This is a genomic window from Streptomyces sp. NPDC058665, from assembly GCF_042714995.1.
Classification (GTDB): domain Bacteria; phylum Actinomycetota; class Actinomycetes; order Streptomycetales; family Streptomycetaceae; genus Streptomyces.
The window spans coordinates 1-19,859 of record NZ_JBHXRX010000099.1 but is presented as its reverse complement, the minus strand read 5'-3'; the positions used below and the strand labels follow the sequence as shown (position 1 = coordinate 19,859).

The following is a 19,859-nucleotide window of genomic DNA, read 5'->3' as shown; positions in this document are numbered from 1 at the left end:
GTCCCGGACCCGGCCGGGTCCGGGACCGCGCCCGGGGCTTACGCGAGGCCGGGTCCCCGCACCGGAATGCTGGTGAACGTCGGTGCCGGGGCGGGCTCGGTGAAGAAGTCGTTGCCCTTGTCGTCCACGACGATGAACGCGGGGAAGTCCTCCACCTCGATCTTCCACACCGCCTCCATGCCCAGCTCCTCGTACTCCAGGACCTCGACCTTCCGGATGCAGTCCTGCGCGAGCCGCGCCGCCGGGCCGCCGATCGAACCGAGGTAGAAACCGCCGTGCGCGCCGCAGGCGTCGGTCACCTGCTTCGAACGGTTGCCCTTGGCGAGCATGACCTTCGAGCCGCCCGCCGCCTGGAACTGCTCCACGTAACTGTCCATCCGCCCCGCCGTCGTCGGGCCGAACGACCCGGAGGCGTACCCCTCGGGCGTCTTGGCGGGCCCCGCGTAGTACACCGGGTGGTCCTTCAGGTACTGCGGCATCTCCTCGCCCGCGTCCAGCCGTTCCTTGATCTTGGCGTGCGCGATGTCGCGCGCCACGACCAGCGTTCCGGTCAGCGAGAGCCGGGTCTTGACGGGGTGCCTGGTCAGCTCGGCCAGGATGTCGTCCATCGGCCGGCCGAGGTCGATCCGTACGACGTCGCTCTCGCCGCTCCGGTCCAGATGCTCGTCGGTGGTGTCGGGCAGGAAGCGCGCCGGGTCGGTCTCCAGCTGCTCAAGGAAGACACCCTCGGCGGTGATCTTCGCGACGGCCTGGCGGTCCGCCGAGCAGGACACGGCGATCGCCACCGGCAGCGAGGCGCCGTGCCGGGGGAGCCGTACGACCCGCACGTCGTGGCAGAAGTACTTGCCGCCGAACTGCGCGCCGATGCCGATCTTCTGTGTCAGCTCGAAGACCTTCTCCTCCAGCTCCTTGTCACGGAAACCGTGGCCGGTGGGGGAGCCCTCGGCGGGCAGCTCGTCCAGATAGTGCGCGGAGGCGTACTTCGCGGTCTTGAGCGCGAACTCGGCGGACGTGCCGCCGACGACGATCGCCAGGTGGTACGGCGGACAGGCCGCCGTACCGAGTGAACGGATCTTCTCCTCCAGGAACTTCATCATGGAGGTCTCGTTCAGGACGGCCTTCGTCTCCTGGTAGAGGAACGACTTGTTGGCCGAACCGCCGCCCTTGGCCATGAAGAGGAACTTGTAGGCGCCGCCGTCGGTCGCGTACAGCTCGATCTGCGCGGGCAGGTTCGAGCCGGTGTTCTTCTCCTCCCACATGGTCAGCGGGGCCATCTGCGAGTAGCGCAGGTTGAGCTTGGTGTACGCGTCGTAGATGCCGTGCGAGAGGGCGGCCTCGTCGCCGCCCTCCGTAAGGACGTTCTGTCCGCGCTTGCCCATCACGATGGCGGTGCCGGTGTCCTGGCACATGGGGAGCACGCCGGCGGCGGCGATGTTCGCGTTCTTCAGGAGGTCGAGCGCCACGAACTTGTCGTTGGACGAGGCGTCCGGGTCGTCGACGATCCTGCGGAGCTGGGCGAGGTGGGCCGGGCGCAGATAGTGCGAGATGTCGTGCATCGCCTCGGCGGCGAGCGTGCGCAGCGCCTCGGGGGCGACCTTGAGGAACGTACGGCCGTCGGCCTCGAAGGCGGAGACACCGTCGGCGGTCACCAGGCGGTACGGCGTGGTGTCCTCTCCAAGAGGGAGCAGATCGGAGTACGCAAACTCTGGCATTTCGGCCATTCCTCACTCGGCAGACGGCGGCTGACCTTCGTCGGGCAGCGCGCCTCTCAGCGTAAGACGTGCAGCGCGGCCGGACGGGGTGAGGTGAGACTCAGTAGGAGGAGGGGCGCATCGCCGTTGGGGCCCCGCCAAGACCCGCCGGACAGCACCCCAGGCCCTGTCCGGTGGGTCTTCGCGGGCCCGGAACGCCCGGCACGGCACCTCGCCGCGTTGCCGAAGTGCCCACAGGAAACCACCCTGCGGGCACTTCGGCGCCTTGCGATGCACCGCACCAGACGCCCCGCGCTATCCGCGAAGACCCACCGGACAGGACCTAGTCGCGATCTATCGCGTTTCGCTACTCTGGTGCGGTGGACCTCGAAAAGCACTCCCAGAAGCCGGTCGCACCGGCGGAGCCCGACTCCGCGATCCGGGCGTCCGACGCCGACCGAGACCGGATCGCCGACATCCTCAGGGAAGCCCTCGCGCTCGGTCGCCTGGATGCCGAGGAGCACTCCGAGCGGATCGACGCCGTCTACCGCGCCAAGACCATGGGCGAACTGGAGCCGCTGGTCAGGGACTTGCCGGCGACCCCCACCACCGCGGGGCCGGCCGCCTCACCCCAGACGTACGGCCCCGACGACGAGACCGAGCCCGCCGACAACATGGTCGCGGTCTTCAGCAGTTCGACCCGCAAGGGACGTTGGCGGGTGGGCCGTCGTACGAACGCCTTCGCCCTTTTCGGCAACATCGAGATCGATCTGGCCGAGGCGATCTTCGGCCAGCGCACGACCGTGATCAACGCGACCGCGATCTTCGGCTCCATCGAGGTGCGGGTCCCGGAGAACATCTCCCTGCGCGGCGGCGGCACCGGCATCTTCGGCAACTTCGAGGTCCGCACGCTGGAGGGCACCCAGCCGGACGCCCCGGTCGTGGTCGTCAACGGCTACTCGGTCTTCGGCAGCATCGAAGCCAGGCCGAAGCGCGGGAAGTTCATCGCGGACCTCAACAGGCGGCTGCGCAAGCACCTGGGCCACTGATCCACGCACACGGGGGCGCGGGTGCCGCCCGGACGTCGGCCGGTACCGATTCCGGTTCCGGTTGGGGTCCCGCGGGGGCGGCTTTCGGCCAGGCCGGGCACGGTGGCTCGGCATTCCGCACACGATTCCGCACATCGCATCTCAGTGCCACTCAGTGCTTAGGCGCGCGTACAGCGGGTAGGGACTGCTGCATCGTCTCTCGCTCGCGAAGCCGTCGTCAGGAGTGGACCGTGCTGTCAATGCCGCATCAGCCCCTGCAGGTCGCCGCCGTACCGCCTCAGCGGAGTCCCGCTCGGGAGGATCAGGCCGGACCCTGGCACACAGAGGCGGTGTGCCGCCGGGACGAAGCCGGGTTGTTCTTCGCCCCCTCCAAGGAGCCGACGGCCGCGAGGCTGGCGCGTGAGGAGGCCGCGAAGCGGGTCTGCGCCCGCTGCCCGGTGATGGTCGACTGCCGGGAGCACGCACTGCTCCAGCCGGAGCCGTACGGGGTGTGGGGCGGCCTGACGGCCGCCGAGCGCCGGGTGGTCCTGGCGCGCCGCAGGCGCCGTGAGGTGGAGCTGCGGAACGCGGCGGCGGCCACGGGCCGGATCGCCGCGGCGGGCTGACCGCCCGTCCCGCCCGATGAGTTGTCCCGATCAGCCGTGACCGGGGCGCCTCCGCCGCACAGGCAGGGGCGCCCCGGTTTCACGCGTACCGGCTTCAGGCGCTTCTCGGCGTACGGGCCTACTTCGCGCGGTCGAAGTCGATCGTGCTGTAGGCGCGCAGCTTCGACAGCCGGTGCGTCGAGTCGATCTGCCGGATCGTGCCGGACTTGGAGCGCGTGACCATGGACTGGGTGGTCGCGGTCTCCGAGCGGTACCGCACCCCGCGCAGCAGCTCGCCGTCCGTGATGCCCGTCGCGACGAAGAACACGTTGTCGCCGCTGACCAGGTCGTTGGTCGACAGCACCCGGTCCAGGTCGTGCCCGGCGTCCAGCGCACGCTGCCGTTCGGCGGCGTCCTTCGGCCAGAGCTTGCCCTGGATCGTGCCGCCCAGGCACTTGATCGCGCACGCCGAGATGATGCCCTCGGGGGTGCCGCCGATGCCCATCAGCAGGTCGACGCCCGTGCCGTCGCGTACGGCCATGATCGAGCCGGCCACGTCGCCGTCCGAGATGAACTTGATCCGCGCTCCCGTCTCGCGGATCTCCTTGACAATCCCGTCGTGGCGTGGGCGGTCGAGGATGACCACCGTGACGTCCTCGGGAGACGAGTTCTTGGCCTTGGCGACGCGGCGGATGTTGACCGAGACGGGCGCGGTGATGTCCACGAAGTCGGCGGCCTCGGGGCCCGTCACCAGCTTGTCCATGTAGAAGACGGCCGACGGATCGAACATCGTGCCCCGGTCGGCCGCCGCGAGCACGGCGATGGCGTTGTTCATGCCCTTGGCGTTGAGCGTGGTGCCGTCGATCGGGTCCACGGCGATGTCGACCTCGGCACCGGTGCCGTCGCCGACCCGCTCGCCGTTGAACAGCATCGGGGCTTCGTCCTTCTCGCCCTCGCCGATGACGACGACGCCGTTCATCGAGACGGTCGAGACGAGGGTGCGCATGGCGTTCACGGCCGCACCGTCCGCGCCGATCTTGTCGCCCCGGCCGACCCAGCGGCCGGCCGCCATCGCGGCGGCCTCGGTGACCCGGACGAGTTCGAGGGCGAGGTTGCGGTCGGGGGCCTCCGGAGAGACCTCCAGCGGAGGCGGGAGTTGGTGCTCGGTCATCGGAACGCACCTTTCTGTACGGCGACGGCCGGAATGAGGGTGCTGCGACTCTATCGGTACGTCGACAAAATGAGCAGAGGGGCCCACGTATGAGCGTGAACCCTTGATGCGACTATGGGGACGTGGCAGGTATGCGAGTCAAACAGTCGGTACGGGACATGTTCCTGTCGATGGGTGTCATCGTCGCCGTCGCCGGGGTGATTTACATCGCCAACCCGCACGACGAGGACGCGGATCCCCTCAAGGCGGTCGACTACCGGGTCGAGTTGACGACGGCGCAGCGCGCGGCACCCTATCCGGTGCTGGCCCCCGAGGGCCTTCCCACGACATGGAAGCCGACGTCCGTGTCGTACGCGCGACAGGAAGGCAACTCCTGGCATCTCGGTTTCCTGGATCCCGACCGTGAGTACGTGGCTGTGGAGCAGTCGACGGATCCGGCGGGCAAGTACATCGCCGAGGTCACGCACGACGCCGAGGACACCGGGAAGACCGCGCGGGTGGCCGGCGAGACGTGGCAGCGCTGGGAAGGCCCCAAGTACGACGCCCTGGTGCGCACCGGGGACGGGGCGACGACAGTGGTGACGGGCACGGCGCCGTACGAGCGGCTGGTCGAGATGGCGGAGGCGCTGGAGCCGGGCGGCGAGTCCGCGGGGGCTGCCGGCTCCGGCGAGGCCTGAGCGGTTCGAGAGCGAGGACAGGGCCGCCGTCCCGGAGAGGGGCGGCGGCCTCGTCATGGCGCAGGGGGGAAGCGGTCCTTCCCGGCCGACGGGACGCGCCGCTCAGACGGTCGTGACGACCTCGTCGTAGGGCAGGCGCGGGGAACGTGCGAACCAGGCGTCGTCGCCGGGCTTGCCGATGTTCACGATCATCAGCGGCGTGTGGTCGCCGTCCAGGAACTCCTTCTGGACGCCGGCGTGGTCGAAGCCCGTCATCGGGCCGGCGGCGAGACCGGCGGCGCGGATGCCGACGATGAAGTAGGCGGCCTGGAGAGCCGCGTTCATGCCGGCGTTCTGCTCGCGCACCAGACGCTCGGAGAAGACGGCGTCCTTGACCCCGGGGAAAGCCGGGAAGAGCTCGGGAAGCTCCTCGTGGAACTCGTTGTCGGCGGCGAAGATCGCGACCAGCGGCGCGGTGGACGTCTTGGCCTTGTTGCCGTCGCCCATGTGCTGGACAAGGCGCTCGCGGGCCTCCGGGGAGCGGACCAGGACGACGCGCAGCGGCGTCTGGTTGAAGGCGGTGGGGCCGAACTTCACGAGGTCGTAGATCGCCTGGATCTGCTTTTCGGTCACCGGCTCGTCGGTGAAAGTGTTGGCCGTACGGGCCTCGCGGAAGAGGAGGTCCTGGGTGGCGGGGTCAAGAACGAGGGACATCGGGGCGTACCTTCCGAACGGGCAGAGCGATCAAATGATCGATCGAGCGACTCCGTCAAACGTACGCCTGGATATATGAACCTTCAACAAAAATCGGGGCTGTCGTGGCCCGCTTCACATGATGTTGACAATGGGGTCTTGCGATGGCAGCTGGTGATCACTGCCCGAGCGGCCCCGAGGCCCGGCGCCTCAGGCCTCGGGCTTTCAGGCGTCGGGGCCGGGCGCCGGTGCGGGCTCCGGGTCCGACAGCGAGGCGTCCAGGCGGGCGCGGGCGCCGTCCAGCCAGCGGCGGCAGACCTTGGCCAGCTCCTCGCCCCGCTCCCAGAGGGCCAGCGACTCCTCCAAGGTCGTACCGCCCGTCTCCAGGCGCCGTACGACGTCGATCAGCTCGTCCCGTGCCTGCTCGTAGCCGAGCGCGTCCGCGCCGGCGGGCGCTGCTGTCCCGCTGTCCTTCTTGGCCATGTGATCCACCCTATGTGCGGTCTACGACAACGACATACGTGAAGAAGCGGGCGTGCAGGGAGACCGGCCGCCCCCGCCCCCCGCCGCGTGCCCGCGACTCATTCGGTGACCCGCACCGTGAACTCGCCCTCCGCCACCCGCGCCCGCAGCTCCTGGTCCGCCGTGACCTCCGAGTGGGAGCGGACGACCGCCCCGTCCGGCCGCTGGAGCACCGCGTATCCCCGCTCCAGCGTCGCCGCCGGTGACAGGGAGACCACGCGCGCCCGGGTGTGCGACAGCTCCGAGTCCGCGCGGTCCAGCAGATGCCGCAGCACCCGCCGGCTGCGGTCGGCCAGCGCGTCGATCTCGCTCCCGCGCTCCTCCACCATCCGTTGCGGGCGCTCCATCACCGGCCGGGCCAGCGCGTGGGCGAGCCCGCGCTCCTCCCGGTCGAGCAGCCCCCGGACCGTCCGCAGGGCGCGGTCGCGCAGCGCCTGTACGCGGTCCAGCTCCTCGCCGACGTCCGGCACGACCTTCTTCGCCGCGTCCGTGGGCGTCGACGCCCGTACGTCGGCGACCAGGTCCAGCAACGGTGAGTCGGGCTCATGGCCGATCGCCGACACGACGGGCGTACGGCAGTCGGCCACCGCCCGTACCAACTGCTCGTCCGAGAACGGCAGCAGATCCTCCACGCTGCCGCCGCCCCGCGCCACGACGATCACGTCGACCTCGGGCAGATCGTCCAGCTCCTTGACCGCCTGGACGACCTGACTCACCGCGTTGACGCCCTGCACCGCCGTGTTGCGCACCTCGAAGCGGACGGCGGGCCAGCGCCGCCGCGCGTTCTCCAGGACGTCCCGCTCGGCCGCCGACGCCCGCCCGCAGACGAGGCCGATCAGCTGCGGCAGAAACGGCAGCGGGCGCTTGCGATCGGCGGCGAACAGCCCCTCGGCGCCCAGGGACTTCTTCAACTGCTCCAGCCTGACCAGAAGTTCGCCGATACCGACCGGCTTGATCTCCGTGGCCCGCAGCGACAACTGCCCCCTCGGCGCGTACCACTCCGGCTTCGCGTGCACCACGACCCGCGCGCCCTCGGACACGACGTCGGCGATCGCGTCGAAGACCTGCCGATAACAGGTGACGCTCACCGAGATGTCGTACGACGGGTCGCGCAGCGTCAGGAACACGACCCCGGCGCCGGGCCTGCGCGACAGCTGGGTGATCTGCCCCTCGACCCAGATGGCGCCGAGGCGGTCGATCCAGCCGCCGATGAGGCGCGACACCTCCCCGACGGGCAGCGGGGTGTCCGCGGACGTGTTGAGAGCCATACCGACGAGCGTATCGGCCGCCTCTGACAACGCGGCCCACGCCGGGGCGGGTTCGTCCCGTCCCTACGGGACGTGGGGGGACGGGCGCGGCGTACGTGGCGTACGTGACGGGCGGCCGGACTCGGCGGACCCTACGGAATCGACGGATCCTTCGGCGCGACCCGGCCGCGACGCCACTGGACCGCGAGCACCACCAGTCCGATCGCCAGCCAGATCGCGCCCACCACCTGCGCCGTCCCCGCCGCCTCCACGATCACCGCGACCAGCACGGCCGCGCCGACCACCGGCAGCACCACATGCGCCATGATCCGCGGCCGTCCCTCCATGCGCCGTACCGCGAACCACCCGACCACCGACGCGTGCAGCAGGATGAACGCCGTCAGCGCTCCGATGTCGACCACCGACACCAGATGGTCCAGCCCGTCGCCGGTCCTGGCCGCCCACACGGCGGCGACGAGGGTCACCACCGCCGCGAGCAGCAGCGCCACCCGGGGCGTCCCCGCGTCCGTACGGGACAGCAGTCGCGGCAGCCGCCGTTCGCGGCCCATCGCGAAGAGCAGCCGCCCGGCGGCTGCCTGGCCCGCCAGCGCGGCGAACGCGGCGCCGATCGCCTTGCTCACCGCGACCAGGTCGTGCAGCCACGTTCCTACAGAGGCGTCCACGGCGTCGTAGAAGGCCGACCCCTGCTTGACCGGGTCGGCGGCCAGCTGCGCCGAACTCAGCGGTTCGAGCAGGGCCACGAGATAGGTCTGCGCGATGAACAGCACACCGGCGAGCACCAGACAGAACAGCACCGCCCGCGCCACCTTCCGCGAACCGCCCGTCACCTCCTCGGCGAACGAGGCGATCGCGTCGAAGCCCAGATACGACAGCACGGCGACCGACACCGCGCCCAGGACCGCCGTCATGGAGAAGTCCAGATCGCCGGTGAAGGGGGACAGCCAGCCGCGCGTCGCCCCGTCCCGTACGAGCACCACGATCGCCGACACCACGAACACCATCAGCACCACGATCTCCATGGCGAGCACGAAGAAGCCGACACGCGCGGCGGCCCGTACGCCCCGGAGATTGAGCAGCGTGGTGATCACGACGGCGATCCCGGTCCAGATCCACCGGTCGACGGAAGGCACCAGTGCCTCCATCGCGATGCCCGCGAAGAGATACGCCACGGCGGGGATCAGCAGATAGTCGAGCATCGCCATCCACCCGGCGATGAACCCGGGCCCCTCGCCGAGCCCTTTGCGCGCGTACGCGAAGACCGAACCGGCCTGCGGCGCGACCCGGATCATCTGCGCGTAACTGAAGGCGGTGAAGGCCATCGCGACGGTGGCGCAGACATAGACCAGCGCCACGGCGCCGTGCGACTTGGCGTCGAGCGTGCCGTAGACGCCGACGGGCGCCATGGGCGCGATGAACAGAAGCCCGTAGACGACGAGATCGCGGAATCCGAGAGTCCGTCGCAGCCCGCCGTCCTCGCCCGGTCCTTCCCCCGCCTCGCCGTGCGCGCCCGTGTGCCCGCCGGCGGGTACGTCCGCGGGTACGCCCCCGGGTACGTCCGAACTCAGGTCCGGTCCCGGATCCAGATCGAAGCCGCCGGCACCGTCGCCGCCCGTACGCGGGTCCGAACCACCAGAAGCGTCCGCATCCCCCGTATCCCCCGCACCGCCCGAACCGTCCGCACCGCTGCCGGCCATCGCGCGTCCCTCCGTCGATCACTCAGTGCCTCAGTCTCGGCCCGACAGGTGATCTTCCGCCTCTTCTGGACGGCCTTACGATGGTGGACATGACTGCTACGCCCAGCCCGTCGCCCGCCGCCGCCCCCAGTGGAGACGCCGCGCGCCGCGCCGGCAAACGCGTCCTGCTCGCCGCGCCCCGTGGTTACTGCGCGGGCGTCGACCGCGCCGTGATCGCCGTGGAGAAAGCTCTGGAGCAGTACGGGGCGCCGATCTATGTCCGCCACGAAATCGTCCACAACAAGTATGTCGTGCGGACCCTTGAGCGTAAGGGCGCGATTTTCGTCGAGGAGACGGCGGAGGTCCCCGAGGGGTCGATCGTCATGTTCTCCGCGCACGGCGTGGCCCCCGTCGTCCACGACGAGGCGGCCGAGCGCAAGCTCGCGACCATCGACGCGACCTGTCCCCTCGTTACCAAGGTCCACAAGGAAGCCGTCCGCTTCGCCAACGAGGACTACGACATCCTGCTGATCGGCCACGACGGCCATGAAGAGGTCATCGGCACCTCCGGCGAGGCGCCCGACCACATCACGCTGGTCGACGGACCCGGCGATGTCGCCAACGTCGAGGTGCGCGACGAGTCCAAGGTCGTCTGGCTCTCGCAGACGACGCTCTCCGTGGACGAGACGATGGAGACGGTCGACAAGCTCAAGGAGAAGTTCCCACTGCTCATCGCGCCGCCGAGCGACGACATCTGTTACGCGACGCAGAACCGGCAGATCGCCGTCAAGCAGATGGGCGCCGACGCGGACCTGGTCATCGTCGTCGGCTCGAAGAACTCCTCCAACTCCGTACGGCTCGTGGAGGTCGCCCTCGGCGCGGGCTCCCGCGACGCCCATCTCGTGGACTCGGCCGACGAGATCGACGAGGCGTGGCTGGAAGGCGTCAGCACGGTCGGGGTCACCTCGGGCGCGTCCGTCCCCGAGATCCTGGTCGAGGGTGTCCTGGAGTGGCTCACCACGTACGGCTTCGAGGACGTCGAGATCGTCAAGGCGGCCGAGGAGTCGATCGTCTTCTCGCTCCCGAAGGAACTCCGCCGTGACCTGCGCGCGGAGGCCGCGCACCTGGCCGAGAAGTAGAGGAGCTTGGTCATCTCCCCGTAACGTTGCGTCCATGAACGTCTTCGGAGTGGACATCGGCGGCTCTGGCATCAAGGGCGCGCCCGTGGACCTGGAACGCGGCGAGTTGGCCGAGCCGCGTCACAAAGTGCTCACCCCGCAGCCGGCCACCCCCGACGAGGTGGCCGACCGTGTCGTCGAGGTGGTCGAGCACTTCAACTGGTCCGGCCCGGTGGGCGTCACCTTCCCGGGAGTGGTCACGGGCTCGGTGATCCGTACGGCGGCCAATGTCGACAAGCGCTGGATCGACACGGACGCCGGCAGCCTGCTCGGCGAGCGGCTGAGCCTGCCCGTCACGATCCTCAACGACGGGGACGCGGCGGGGGTGGCCGAGATGACCTTCGGCGCGGGGAAGGGCCGTCAGGGCACCGTCTTCCTGCTGACCTTCGGTACGGGGATCGGCAGCGCCCTCTTCATCGACGGCAGGCTCGTGCCCAACACCGAGCTGGGTCATCTGGAGCTGAACGGCCACGACGCGGAGAAGCACGCGTCGACCAAGGCCAAGGACGACCACGACCTCAGCTGGCACCACTGGGCGCACCGGGTGCAGAAGTATCTGGCGCACCTGGAGATGCTGTTCTCGCCGGAACTGTTCATCATCGGCGGCGGGGTCAGCCGCAAGGCGGACCGATTCGTTCCGCTCATCGAGGGCATCAAGGCGGAGATCGTTCCGGCGGAGCTTCAGAACAACGCGGGCATCGTGGGAGCGGCGATGACGGCCGCGGAGCACTGAGAAGGGGAATCAGCCGCGGCGGGCGACGACGCCCGCCTTGGCGCTTGTCCCCGTCCCTGTCCCCTTTCCCTGGCCGCTGCCGCGCGCGGCAGCGGCCAGGTCGCGTGCGCGCTGCCGACGGCCCATCTGACGCACCTTCCGTACGGAGGCGATGAGCCCGGCGACGAGCGTGCCGCCGTACAGCCAGCCCGCCTGCACGGCGAGCGCGGTGACGACGGCCATCGTCTGCCCGCCGAAACCGCCGGTCCCGCCGGAGATCGGGAGGGTGCCGAAGGCGAAGGCGATCGGCACGGTGATCGGGGCGGTCACCAGATCGGCTGTCCGTACCCAGAGCGCGGCCAAGGCACTGACGGGCAGGAAGAGCACCCCGTAGACCAGCGGCTCCCCGTCGAACAGCAGCTCGTCCAGGCACCCGATCACGAACATGGTGGCGGCGGCGAAGAGCCCGGCGCCCAGCCCGGTCAGCCGGGGGTTCGGCAGTCTGCGCAGGGTGAGCACGACAGGCGGCACCCGGCGCGTGGTCGGCGCGGGAACCCGGTACACGGCGGCGGCCTCACCGCCGGCGCCTCGCGGACGGAGAGGGCTCTGCGCAGGCCGCGGCCTGCGCTGGGGGGGACGTGTCCTGTGCTGCTCCACCGGATCAACCTAGGTCGCATGGGTGTCGGATTCAGGCGATGGACACGCCCTTTGGACGACCTTGGCGTTGCGTTCGACGGAGGCTGGGCGTGTCGCGCCGCCGGATGCCGCCATCTGCCGTACCGACTGCCGTCCGCCGCCGGGGCGGGGCGCCCGTAAACTGGGGGATCGGCCCCCGTCCGGGCGGCCACCCCCGCCGTACAGGCCCAGCCGGTCCTCACTCCAGGTCCTCACTTCAGGAAGTCGCCAACGTGTCGCTCACGATCGGAATCGTCGGTCTGCCGAATGTCGGCAAGTCGACCCTGTTCAACGCCCTGACCAAGAACGACGTGCTGGCGGCCAACTACCCGTTCGCCACGATCGAGCCCAACGTCGGCGTGGTCGGCGTCCCCGACCCGCGCCTGGCCGTCCTCGCCGGGATCTTCGGCTCGCAGAAGATCCTCCCCGCCACCGTCGACTTCGTCGACATCGCGGGCATCGTGCGCGGCGCGTCGGAGGGCGAGGGCCTGGGCAACAAGTTCCTGGCGAACATCCGTGAGTCCGACGCGATCTGTCAGGTCATCAGGGCCTTCAAGGACGAGAACGTCGTGCACGTCGACGGCAAGGTCTCGCCGAAGGACGACATCGAGACGATCAACACCGAGCTGATCCTCGCGGACCTCCAGTCGGTCGAGAAGGCCGTCCCGAGGCTGACGAAGGAGTCCCGCCTCCAGAAGGAGAAGGTCGCCGTCCTGGCCGCGGTCGAGGAGGCCCAGAAGATCCTCGAGGCCGGCACGACGCTCTTCGCCGCGGGCATCTCGGCGGGCACGGAGAAGGGCCGGCTCCTCCACGAGCTGCACCTGCTCACCACCAAGCCCTTCCTCTACGTCTTCAACGTCGACGAGGACGAACTGGTCGACGAGGACTTCAAGAACGAACAGCGCGCCCTCGTCGCCCCGGCCGAGGCGATCTTCCTGAACGCCAAGATCGAGTCCGAACTGATCGAACTGGACGACGACGAGGCCCTCGAACTGCTCCAGTCCATGGGCCAGGACGAACCGGGCCTCGCCACCCTGGGCCGCGTCGGCTTCGCGACCCTGGGTCTCCAGACGTACCTGACGGCGGGCCCGAAGGAAACCCGCGCCTGGACGATCAAACAGGGCGCGACGGCCCCCGAGGCGGCGGGCGTGATCCACACGGACTTCCAGAAGGGCTTCATCAAGGCGGAGATCATCTCCTTCGCCGACCTGGTGGAAGCGGGCTCGGTGACGGAATCCCGCGCCAAGGGCAAGGCCCGCATGGAGGGCAAGGACTACGTGATGCAGGACGGCGACGTGGTGGAGTTCAGGTTCAACGTCTAGCGGGTGACTTGGCGCTACGTCGCTGACTCGGCAATACGCAGGTCAGAAGGGGTCCAACCCTCCGGGGTCGGGCCCCTGGTTTTTCCTTTGGTGGGACGAGCACTGTCCAGAGCTCAGGCCGCAAGACACACGCTAACCTCTATGTTAGTAACATCGTTGTTAGTGTCATGCGTGGAGGTCGGCAGGCGTGGTGGATTTCGTAGGTCGTCGGCAGGAGCTGGCGACGCTGGAGCGAGAGCTGCAGAAGGTGGCGGCAGGGGTTGGCGGGGAGCGGCCCGGTCGGTGCGTGATGTTGCGGGGGCGGCGCCGGGTGGGTAAGTCGCGACTGGTCGAGCGGTTTGCCGAGCGCTCCGGAGCCCCGTTCTTGTTCTACGCGGCGACCGGCGCGTCCCCCAGGGACGATCTGGCACGGCTGGCCCGGGACGCCCAGGTGTCGACGCTGCCCATGGCGGGGCTGGTGGCCGCCGCACGGCCGGAGAGCTGGGACGCCGCTTTCGATGTGCTGGCCGCGGCGCTGCCCGCCGACCGGGCGAGCGTGCTGGTCATCGACGAGGTGCCCTACCTGATGGACGCCGATGGCGCCTTTGAGGGGATGCTGCAACGGGCCTGGGACCGGGTACTGGAGACCAAGCCTGTGCTGCTGGTCCTCATCGGGTCCGATCTGTCGATGATGGAGGCTCTGAACAGTTATGGGCGGCCCTTTCATCAGCGCGGGCGGGAGATGGTGCTCGGGCCGCTGAACCCCGCCGAGGTGGGGCGGATGCTCGGGCTGGAACCGGCGGAAGCCTTCGACGCCGCGCTGGTCACCGGCGGGCTGCCGCTGCTCTGTGCGGAGTGGCCGCGGGGCGCAGGGTTGTGGGACTTCCTCGGTGAGGCGCTGAGCGACCCGGTCTCGGCCCTGCTGGTGTCGGCCGAACGTTCGCTGGCTGCCGAGTTTCCCCCGCAGGCTCAGGCACGTACGGTACTGGCGGCCATCGGCAGTGGTGAGCGGACCTTCACCAACATCGCTCGTGCGGCCGGCGGAATCGGGGCCACGCCGCTGCAACGAGCGCTGGAGTTGCTCACGGATAAGCGGATCGTCGCTGCGGAGCTGCCCGTATCGCTGCGTCCGTCGAAGGACCGCCGCTACCGGGTGACAGATCCCTACCTGCGGTTTTGGCTGCACCTGCTCGGCCCCTCCATGGAGGAGATCGAGCGGGGGCGGGGCGATCTGACCTTGGCTCGGGTTCGGGAGAACTGGACCAGCTGGCGCGGCCGGGCGGTTGAGCCGCTCGTCCGCGAGGCGCTGGCCCGGATACTGCCCGACGACCGGCTACCCGCGGCCCCCGCAGTGGGCGGCTACTGGACCCGCACCAACGACGTCGAGATCGACATCATCGGTGCGGACCGCGCCCCCATTGCCAAGGAGCTGCTCTTCCTCGGCTCCATCAAGTGGCTGGAGCAGTCCCCCTTCGACCGGCACGACCTGGCAGCTCTCCACCGCCACCGCGCCGCACTCACCGATGAACCTGTTCCCGTCGTGGCGGTCTCGCGCAGTGGTGTCGAATCTCCGGGCCTCGACGCGACCTACGGCCCCGGTGATTTGCTGACCGCTTGGCCGCTGTGAGTGGCGGCCGGAGTCGTATCAGGTGGTGGGGATCGAGGTCCTGGTGAGTTCTTCCGAGACCTCCCACAGGCGGTGGCGTTCGGCGGCGTCCGCGCTGCTCAGCGGCTCGTACATTTGCTGTTCGGCCGGGGGGCCGCCGAGGTTGGCGGGGCCGCTCGGGCCGTAGAGGGCGCCGGGCTTGGTGGATGGGGACGTGGCGGCCAGCAGGGCGGGGAGTTTCGCCGTGTCGACGGTGCCGACAAGGATGCCGAGCGTCGAGAGCGTTCGGATGACGCGCACCGCTGCTGTGTCCTTGGGGCGGCCCAGCTCCGGGCGGGCGGCGAGGAGGCTGGTGGGGGCGATGCCGGGGTGGGAGAGGTTGCTGGTGATGCCCCACCCGTACTTCTGGCTGCGGCGTTGCAGTTCGAGGCCGAAGAGGCCGAAGGCGATCTTCGACTGGACGTACGCGCGCTGCTTGTCGTAGCCGCGTTCCCAGTTCAGGTCGTCCCAGTTGATGGAGCCGCTCCGGGCGGCGATGCTGATTTGTGAGGTCACGCGGGCGCGGCCGGCCCGCAGCAGCGGCAAGAGGCGGCCGACGAGGGCGAAATGGCCGAGGTGATTGGTGCCGAACTGCAGCTCGTAGCCGTCGGCGGTGGTCTGGCGGTTCGGGGGAATCATCACACCGGCGTTGTTGATGAGGATGTGGATGGGGTCGCCCTCGCGGCTGAGGGTGTCGCCGAGGGCCGCGACGGAGTCGAGCGACGACAGGTCGAGGTCGCGCAGCGAGACCTTCGCGTCGCGGACGCGGTGGCGGATTCCCTGGACCGCCTTCTCGCCCTTGCCGGGGTTGCGGACGGGCATGATCACTTCCGCGCCCGCGGCGGCGAGCCGCGTGGCCATTTCCAGGCCCATGCCGTCGCTGGCGCCGGTGACGAGCGCGCGCTTGCCCGAGAGGTCCGGGATGGTGATATCGATTGCTCGGCGAGCCACGATTCGCTCCTTGAGTCGGTGTTCCCGTCACCACACTTCAAGAAGCCGCGACCGTCTTCCAGGGATTGTCGATCCGTGGATCCGGCCGGACGAAGACGGTAGAAACGATGGACCGCCACCGCTGAGAAGAAAGTGACCATGATCGATCGCGTCGAGCTGGCAAAGTTTCTCCGAAACCGTCGAGAGGCGCTGCAACCGGAGGACGTCGGGCTGCCGCGCGGTGCCCGGCGTCGTACGAGCGGTCTGCGACGCGAGGAGGTCGCGGTGCTCTGCCACATGTCGACCGACTACTACGCGCGTCTTGAGCGGGAGCGCGGCCCGCGGCCGTCGCGTCAGCTGCTCGCGTCGATGGCTCAGGGACTGCATCTCTCGCTCGACGAACGGGACCATCTGTTCCGCCTCGCGGGACATCAGGCGCCCGAGCGCGGCGGGGCCGGCGATCACATCAGTCCGGGTCTGCTCCGGATCCTCGACCGTCTCGCCGACACGCCCGCGGAAATCGTCACGGAGCTCGGCGAAACCCTGCGGCAGACCCCCATGGGTGTCGCTCTCACCGGGAACACGACCCGCTTCAGCGGCCCGGCGCGCAGCGTGGGGTTCCGGTGGTTCACCGACCCTTCGGAGCGTCAGCGTTACGCGCCCGAAGAACACGCCTTCCTCTCCCGGATGTACGCGTCGGGGCTGCGCCAGACCATCGGCCTTCGCGGTCCCGGATCCCGGGCCGCGTATCTGGCGGAGCTGCTCCTGGAGCGGAGCGAGGAGTTCCGCCGGGTGTGGGACGAGCATGAGATCGGGGTGCACCCCCACGAGGCCAAGCGCTTCGAGCACCCCGAGGTCGGCGCCCTTGAGCTGACGTGTCAGCGACTGATCGATCCCGGTCAGGCCCACTCACTGCTCGTCTACACCGCCATCCCCGGCACGGAAAGCTACGAGAGGTTGCACCTGTTGTCCGTGATCGGACCGCGGTCATCGCACTGACAAGGCAGCCCTCGCTGGGCCTCCCGCGCGGGTTGGCATGATGGCGGTGGCGTGACCGGCCGGCCACGCGTCGGGCTCCGTGCCGAGGGAGTGCAGAACATGTCGTATCCGGAACCCCGCCACCACGGGGACACGGGCGAGGTCAACGCGGTGTTCCGGCCCGCGAGCACCCCCGCCGACGTGCGGTCGCCGTCGGGCAGCGAGACGCACTTCGTGGCGTCCAGCGTGTCGACCGGCGGTGAGTTCGGGCTCTACCGGATGGACATGGTGCCCAGGGGCGGCGGTCCGAGCACTCATTTCCACCGGACGATCTCGGAGTCGTTCTACATCCTGGAGGGGACGGTCCGGCTGTACGACGGTGAGCGCTGGATCGACGCCGAGAAGGGCGACTTCCTGTACGTGCCGCCGGGCGGGCTGCACGGATTCCGTAACGACTCCGACGAACCCGCCTCCACGCTCATCCTGTTCGCGCCCGGCGCTCCGCGCGAGGAGTACTTCGAGAAGGTCTCCACGGTCGGGCGGATGACGGACGAGGAGCGGACGGCGTTCTTCATCAAGCACGACACGTACTGGGTGGACTAGGTCCTGTCCGGTGGATCTTCGCGGGCCCGGAACGCCTGGCACGGCACCTCGCCGCGTTGCCGAAGTGCCCACAGGAAACCACCCTGCGGGCACTTCGGCGCCTTGCGATGCACCGCACCAGACGCCCCGGGCTATCCGCGAAGATCCACCGGACAGACCCTAGTCCTCGACGAGGCGCGAGCGCAGCCGCTCGAGGGTCTCGTCCGTCAGACCGAGGCCGTCCGTGAGGTAGCGGTCGACGCTGCCCCACGTCTCCTCCATCGTCGTGAACGCCGTTTCGAGATACACCGCACGCGCGTCGAAGAGCGGGGCCAGCAGCTCCAGGACCTCCGGAGAGGTCCCGCCAGGCGTCGGGTCGCTGCGGCGTACCTGATACCTGCGGTGCGGATCGTTCGACTTCAGATAGTCCGCCTCGATCGCCTCCCGCTCCACGCCCACCGCGAGCAGCGACACCGCGATCGAGAGACCGGCCCTGTCCTTGCCCGCCGCACAGTGCATCAGTGCGGGCAGACTCTCCTCGGCCAGGGCGTGCAGCACACGCCGGTGCTCGGCGGTGCGGTCAAGAACGATCGAACGGTACGAAGCGGACATTCGGGCCGCGCCCTTGCCGTCGGCGAGGATCGAGCGCAGCTGATCGAGGTCGCCGTCGCGGACCATCCTCCAGAACTCGGTGCCGTCGGCCGGATCGGTGAGCGGGATGTTGACGTTGTGCACGCCGACGAGCTCGACGTCCAGACCGTCGAGCTTCTGGTCGGCCGAGTTGCGGAAGTCGAAGATGGTGTGCAGCCCCAGCGACGACAGGAAGGCCGCGTCACCGGCGGTGGCGTGCGCGAGGTGGCCGCTGCGGAAGAGCCGTCCGTACCGTACGCGCCGCCCGTCGACGGTCGGCAGGCCTCCCACGTCGCGGAAGTTGCGTACGCCGGCGAGATCGGGCTCGCCCTGCGGGACCTGCTGCGGCACCTCGTGCGTCACGTGCGCTCCTCCGCGTGTGCGGTCGGCGCTCGTCGCCGACGCTGTCGCGCTCCGACTTTACGACATCGATTCCCTCTGAAAGTGCCGTGCGAATAGGGCTTCTGTCCGTATTGGGTGATTGTCCATAAGTTGCCCCGGTCGCAGCCGAGATGGGGGTGGATCGGCCTCGGCTGGTGAGCAGGATCATATCCGTGACGGTGTGTGGCCGCGCCCGGGAAGGGAATTGGGACGCCGCACGGAATTCGAAGATCCGTAATCCACGCAGGGTGACCGCTCGCGTATGTCGATATTCGAGAGCGGATTGCCGCGGGAGAAACAGCGGCTTGTACGGGTCGGCGTGCGCGGCTTACCGTCACCGCAATCCGAGCGGATCGCCGAATCCTGCCGCCGTTCGGAATCCGCATCCACCCAGCACTCATCAACGTGTGGCAGGAGCGGGGGACCCAGGTAGTACGCCGGTCCGGAGATCCGGACGGCTTGGGGTGAAGCCGCGTCACGGCGCGGCCGGGCATCTCCAGCCCGAACCCGACAGCTCACCTCGTAGGCGCCGGAGAGGAATTCGCCATGCCCGGAAAGGGTAAGCACCGTCGTCCGAGGACCAACCCGATCACCCGCGGATTCATCGCGGCCGGAACGGGTGGCGCCGCCATCGCGATTCCGCTCATCGGTGCCACCGGCGCACACGCCGCCGAGCAGAGCGCCGCTCCGTCGGTGGCGCCCGAGCGCGCCGTGTCCACCGCGCACACCGCCGCCGCCACGCAGACGGCCAAGCAGGCCGCGACCGCCAAGACCGTGAAGACGTACTCGGTCACCGCCGGCGACTACCTCGCCAAGATCGCCGAGACGCAGAAGGTCAGCGGTGGCTGGCAGAAGCTGTACGCCGACAACCGCGAGGCCGTCGGTGACAACCCGTCGCTGATCCACCCGGGCCTGAAGCTCACCATCGGCGCGAAGGCCAAGGCGTCCGCCGAGAGCAAGGCCGAGGCCGCCCCGAAGAAGGCCGCCCCCAAAAAGAAGGCCGCTCCCGCGAAGCCCGCGCCGGCGGAGCCCGCCCCGCAGGCCGACACCACGGCGAACGAGCCCGCCGCGCAGAGCGCCGACTCCGGCTACACCGCGCCCGTCGACGGCGCGACCACCACGACCCCGTACCGCGCGGCCGGCGGCAGTTGGGCGAGCGGTTACCACACCGGTGTTGACTTCGCGGCCGCTTCGGGCACCACCGTCAAGTCGGTCGGCCCCGGCACCGTCGTCTCGGCCGGCTGGGCCGGTTCGTACGGCAACGAGGTCGTCATCAAGCACGACGACGGCCAGTACTCGCAGTACGCCCACCTCTCCTCGCTGTCCGTCTCGGCGGGTCAGCGGGTCGCCGGCGGCGACCAGATCGGGCTCTCCGGTTCGACCGGCAATTCCACAGGGCCGCACCTGCACTTCGAGATCCGCACCGGTCCGAGCTACGGCTCCGACGTCGACCCGCTGGCGTACCTGCGCGAGCACGGCGTTTCCATCTGAGCGGTCCCGTCCCACGCGTAATCGGCCGTCGGCCGGTACCTCCGGGTAC

19 protein-coding genes and 1 riboswitch are annotated in these 19,859 nt (G+C 69.4%); of the genes, 10 read left to right on the top strand and 9 right to left on the bottom strand.

Annotated elements, in window-relative coordinates; genetic code table 11:
* Nucleotides 1-38: 38 nt before the first annotated feature.
* Complete coding sequence (locus ACFWV8_RS36195; protein WP_384214376.1) at nt 39-1,721, bottom strand: fumarate hydratase; 1,683 nt, start codon at nt 1,719-1,721, stop codon at nt 39-41.
* A 350-nt stretch (nt 1,722-2,071) separates the two neighbouring features.
* Between ACFWV8_RS36195 and ACFWV8_RS36190 the strand changes: the two genes are divergently transcribed.
* Nucleotides 2,072-2,740, top strand: a complete 669-nt coding sequence (locus ACFWV8_RS36190) for a DUF1707 domain-containing protein (protein ID WP_384214374.1) — start codon at nt 2,072-2,074, stop codon at nt 2,738-2,740.
* Nucleotides 2,741-2,970: 230 nt separating this feature from the next.
* The gene (locus tag ACFWV8_RS36185; RefSeq protein WP_329382285.1) at nt 2,971-3,345 is read left to right on the top strand and encodes a WhiB family transcriptional regulator; all 375 of its coding nucleotides are present in this window, start codon (nt 2,971-2,973) and stop codon (nt 3,343-3,345) included.
* Between the two features lie 118 nt (nt 3,346-3,463).
* Here the strand turns inward: ACFWV8_RS36185 and glpX are convergent, their stop codons facing one another.
* On the bottom strand, nt 3,464-4,495 hold the full coding sequence (glpX, locus tag ACFWV8_RS36180; RefSeq protein WP_329382283.1) for a class II fructose-bisphosphatase: 1,032 nt from the start codon (nt 4,493-4,495) through the stop codon (nt 3,464-3,466).
* Between the two features lie 131 nt (nt 4,496-4,626).
* Between glpX and ACFWV8_RS36175 the strand changes: the two genes are divergently transcribed.
* Nucleotides 4,627-5,172, top strand: a complete 546-nt coding sequence (locus tag ACFWV8_RS36175) for a DUF4245 domain-containing protein (protein ID WP_384214380.1) — start codon at nt 4,627-4,629, stop codon at nt 5,170-5,172.
* A gap of 102 nt (nt 5,173-5,274) precedes the next feature.
* Here ACFWV8_RS36175 and ACFWV8_RS36170 read toward each other — a convergent pair whose 3' ends face one another.
* The 4 genes from ACFWV8_RS36170 to ACFWV8_RS36155 all read right to left on the bottom strand — a co-directional run bounded on the left by ACFWV8_RS36170 (nt 5,275) and on the right by ACFWV8_RS36155 (nt 9,328).
* Nucleotides 5,275-5,865: a malonic semialdehyde reductase gene (locus ACFWV8_RS36170; RefSeq protein WP_384214372.1), complete on the bottom strand. Its 591-nt coding sequence runs from the start codon at nt 5,863-5,865 to the stop codon at nt 5,275-5,277.
* A 204-nt stretch (nt 5,866-6,069) separates the two neighbouring features.
* Nucleotides 6,070-6,327 carry an exodeoxyribonuclease VII small subunit gene (locus tag ACFWV8_RS36165; RefSeq protein WP_384214371.1) on the bottom strand — a complete coding sequence of 86 codons (258 nt, stop codon included), beginning with the start codon at nt 6,325-6,327 and terminating at the stop codon, nt 6,070-6,072.
* Between the two features lie 98 nt (nt 6,328-6,425).
* The gene (gene xseA / locus ACFWV8_RS36160) at nt 6,426-7,634 is read right to left on the bottom strand and encodes an exodeoxyribonuclease VII large subunit (RefSeq protein WP_384214370.1); all 1,209 of its coding nucleotides are present in this window, start codon (nt 7,632-7,634) and stop codon (nt 6,426-6,428) included.
* A 131-nt stretch (nt 7,635-7,765) separates the two neighbouring features.
* Nucleotides 7,766-9,328 (bottom strand): APC family permease, encoded by a 1,563-nt coding sequence (locus ACFWV8_RS36155; RefSeq protein ID WP_384214368.1) that lies wholly within the window; start codon nt 9,326-9,328, stop codon nt 7,766-7,768.
* An 89-nt stretch (nt 9,329-9,417) separates the two neighbouring features.
* On the opposite strand from ACFWV8_RS36155, the gene ACFWV8_RS36150 reads away from it, so the two are divergent.
* Nucleotides 9,418-10,446 carry a 4-hydroxy-3-methylbut-2-enyl diphosphate reductase gene (locus ACFWV8_RS36150; RefSeq protein WP_384214367.1) on the top strand — a complete coding sequence of 343 codons (1,029 nt, stop codon included), beginning with the start codon at nt 9,418-9,420 and terminating at the stop codon, nt 10,444-10,446.
* A gap of 34 nt (nt 10,447-10,480) precedes the next feature.
* Nucleotides 10,481-11,218 (top strand): polyphosphate--glucose phosphotransferase, encoded by a 738-nt coding sequence (gene ppgK / locus ACFWV8_RS36145; protein ID WP_384214365.1) that lies wholly within the window; start codon nt 10,481-10,483, stop codon nt 11,216-11,218.
* Between the two features lie 9 nt (nt 11,219-11,227).
* On the opposite strand, the gene ACFWV8_RS36140 is transcribed toward ppgK, so the two are convergent.
* Nucleotides 11,228-11,761, bottom strand: a complete 534-nt coding sequence (locus tag ACFWV8_RS36140) for a DUF6542 domain-containing protein (protein WP_384214363.1) — start codon at nt 11,759-11,761, stop codon at nt 11,228-11,230.
* A gap of 344 nt (nt 11,762-12,105) precedes the next feature.
* Here ACFWV8_RS36140 and ychF point away from each other — a divergent pair, with 344 nt between their 5' ends.
* Both ychF and ACFWV8_RS36130 read left to right on the top strand, forming a co-directional pair.
* Nucleotides 12,106-13,194 (top strand): redox-regulated ATPase YchF, encoded by a 1,089-nt coding sequence (gene ychF, locus ACFWV8_RS36135; protein WP_329382265.1) that lies wholly within the window; start codon nt 12,106-12,108, stop codon nt 13,192-13,194.
* A 187-nt stretch (nt 13,195-13,381) separates the two neighbouring features.
* A complete protein-coding gene (locus ACFWV8_RS36130; protein WP_384214361.1) occupies nt 13,382-14,800 on the top strand; it encodes an ATP-binding protein in 1,419 nt (472 codons plus the stop codon).
* Between the two features lie 18 nt (nt 14,801-14,818).
* On the opposite strand, the gene ACFWV8_RS36125 is transcribed toward ACFWV8_RS36130, so the two are convergent.
* Nucleotides 14,819-15,769, bottom strand: coding sequence for an SDR family oxidoreductase (locus ACFWV8_RS36125; protein ID WP_384214359.1), 951 nt, complete (start codon nt 15,767-15,769; stop codon nt 14,819-14,821).
* Nucleotides 15,770-15,907: 138 nt separating this feature from the next.
* On the opposite strand from ACFWV8_RS36125, the gene ACFWV8_RS36120 reads away from it, so the two are divergent.
* Entirely contained in the window at nt 15,908-16,747 is an 840-nt protein-coding gene (locus ACFWV8_RS36120) for a helix-turn-helix transcriptional regulator (protein ID WP_384214357.1), read from the top strand.
* A 99-nt stretch (nt 16,748-16,846) separates the two neighbouring features.
* Nucleotides 16,847-17,329: a cupin domain-containing protein gene (locus ACFWV8_RS36115; protein WP_384214355.1), complete on the top strand. Its 483-nt coding sequence runs from the start codon at nt 16,847-16,849 to the stop codon at nt 17,327-17,329.
* 159 nt (nt 17,330-17,488) lie between these two features.
* On the opposite strand, the gene ACFWV8_RS36110 is transcribed toward ACFWV8_RS36115, so the two are convergent.
* Entirely contained in the window at nt 17,489-18,289 is an 801-nt protein-coding gene (locus ACFWV8_RS36110; protein WP_384214378.1) for a tyrosine-protein phosphatase, read from the bottom strand.
* Nucleotides 18,290-18,696: 407 nt separating this feature from the next.
* A riboswitch (cyclic di-AMP (ydaO/yuaA leader) is annotated at nt 18,697-18,861 on the top strand.
* Between the two features lie 4 nt (nt 18,862-18,865).
* On the opposite strand from ACFWV8_RS36110, the gene ACFWV8_RS36105 reads away from it, so the two are divergent.
* Nucleotides 18,866-19,810: a LysM peptidoglycan-binding domain-containing M23 family metallopeptidase gene (locus tag ACFWV8_RS36105; RefSeq protein WP_384214353.1), complete on the top strand. Its 945-nt coding sequence runs from the start codon at nt 18,866-18,868 to the stop codon at nt 19,808-19,810.
* Nucleotides 19,811-19,859 lie beyond the last annotated feature (49 nt).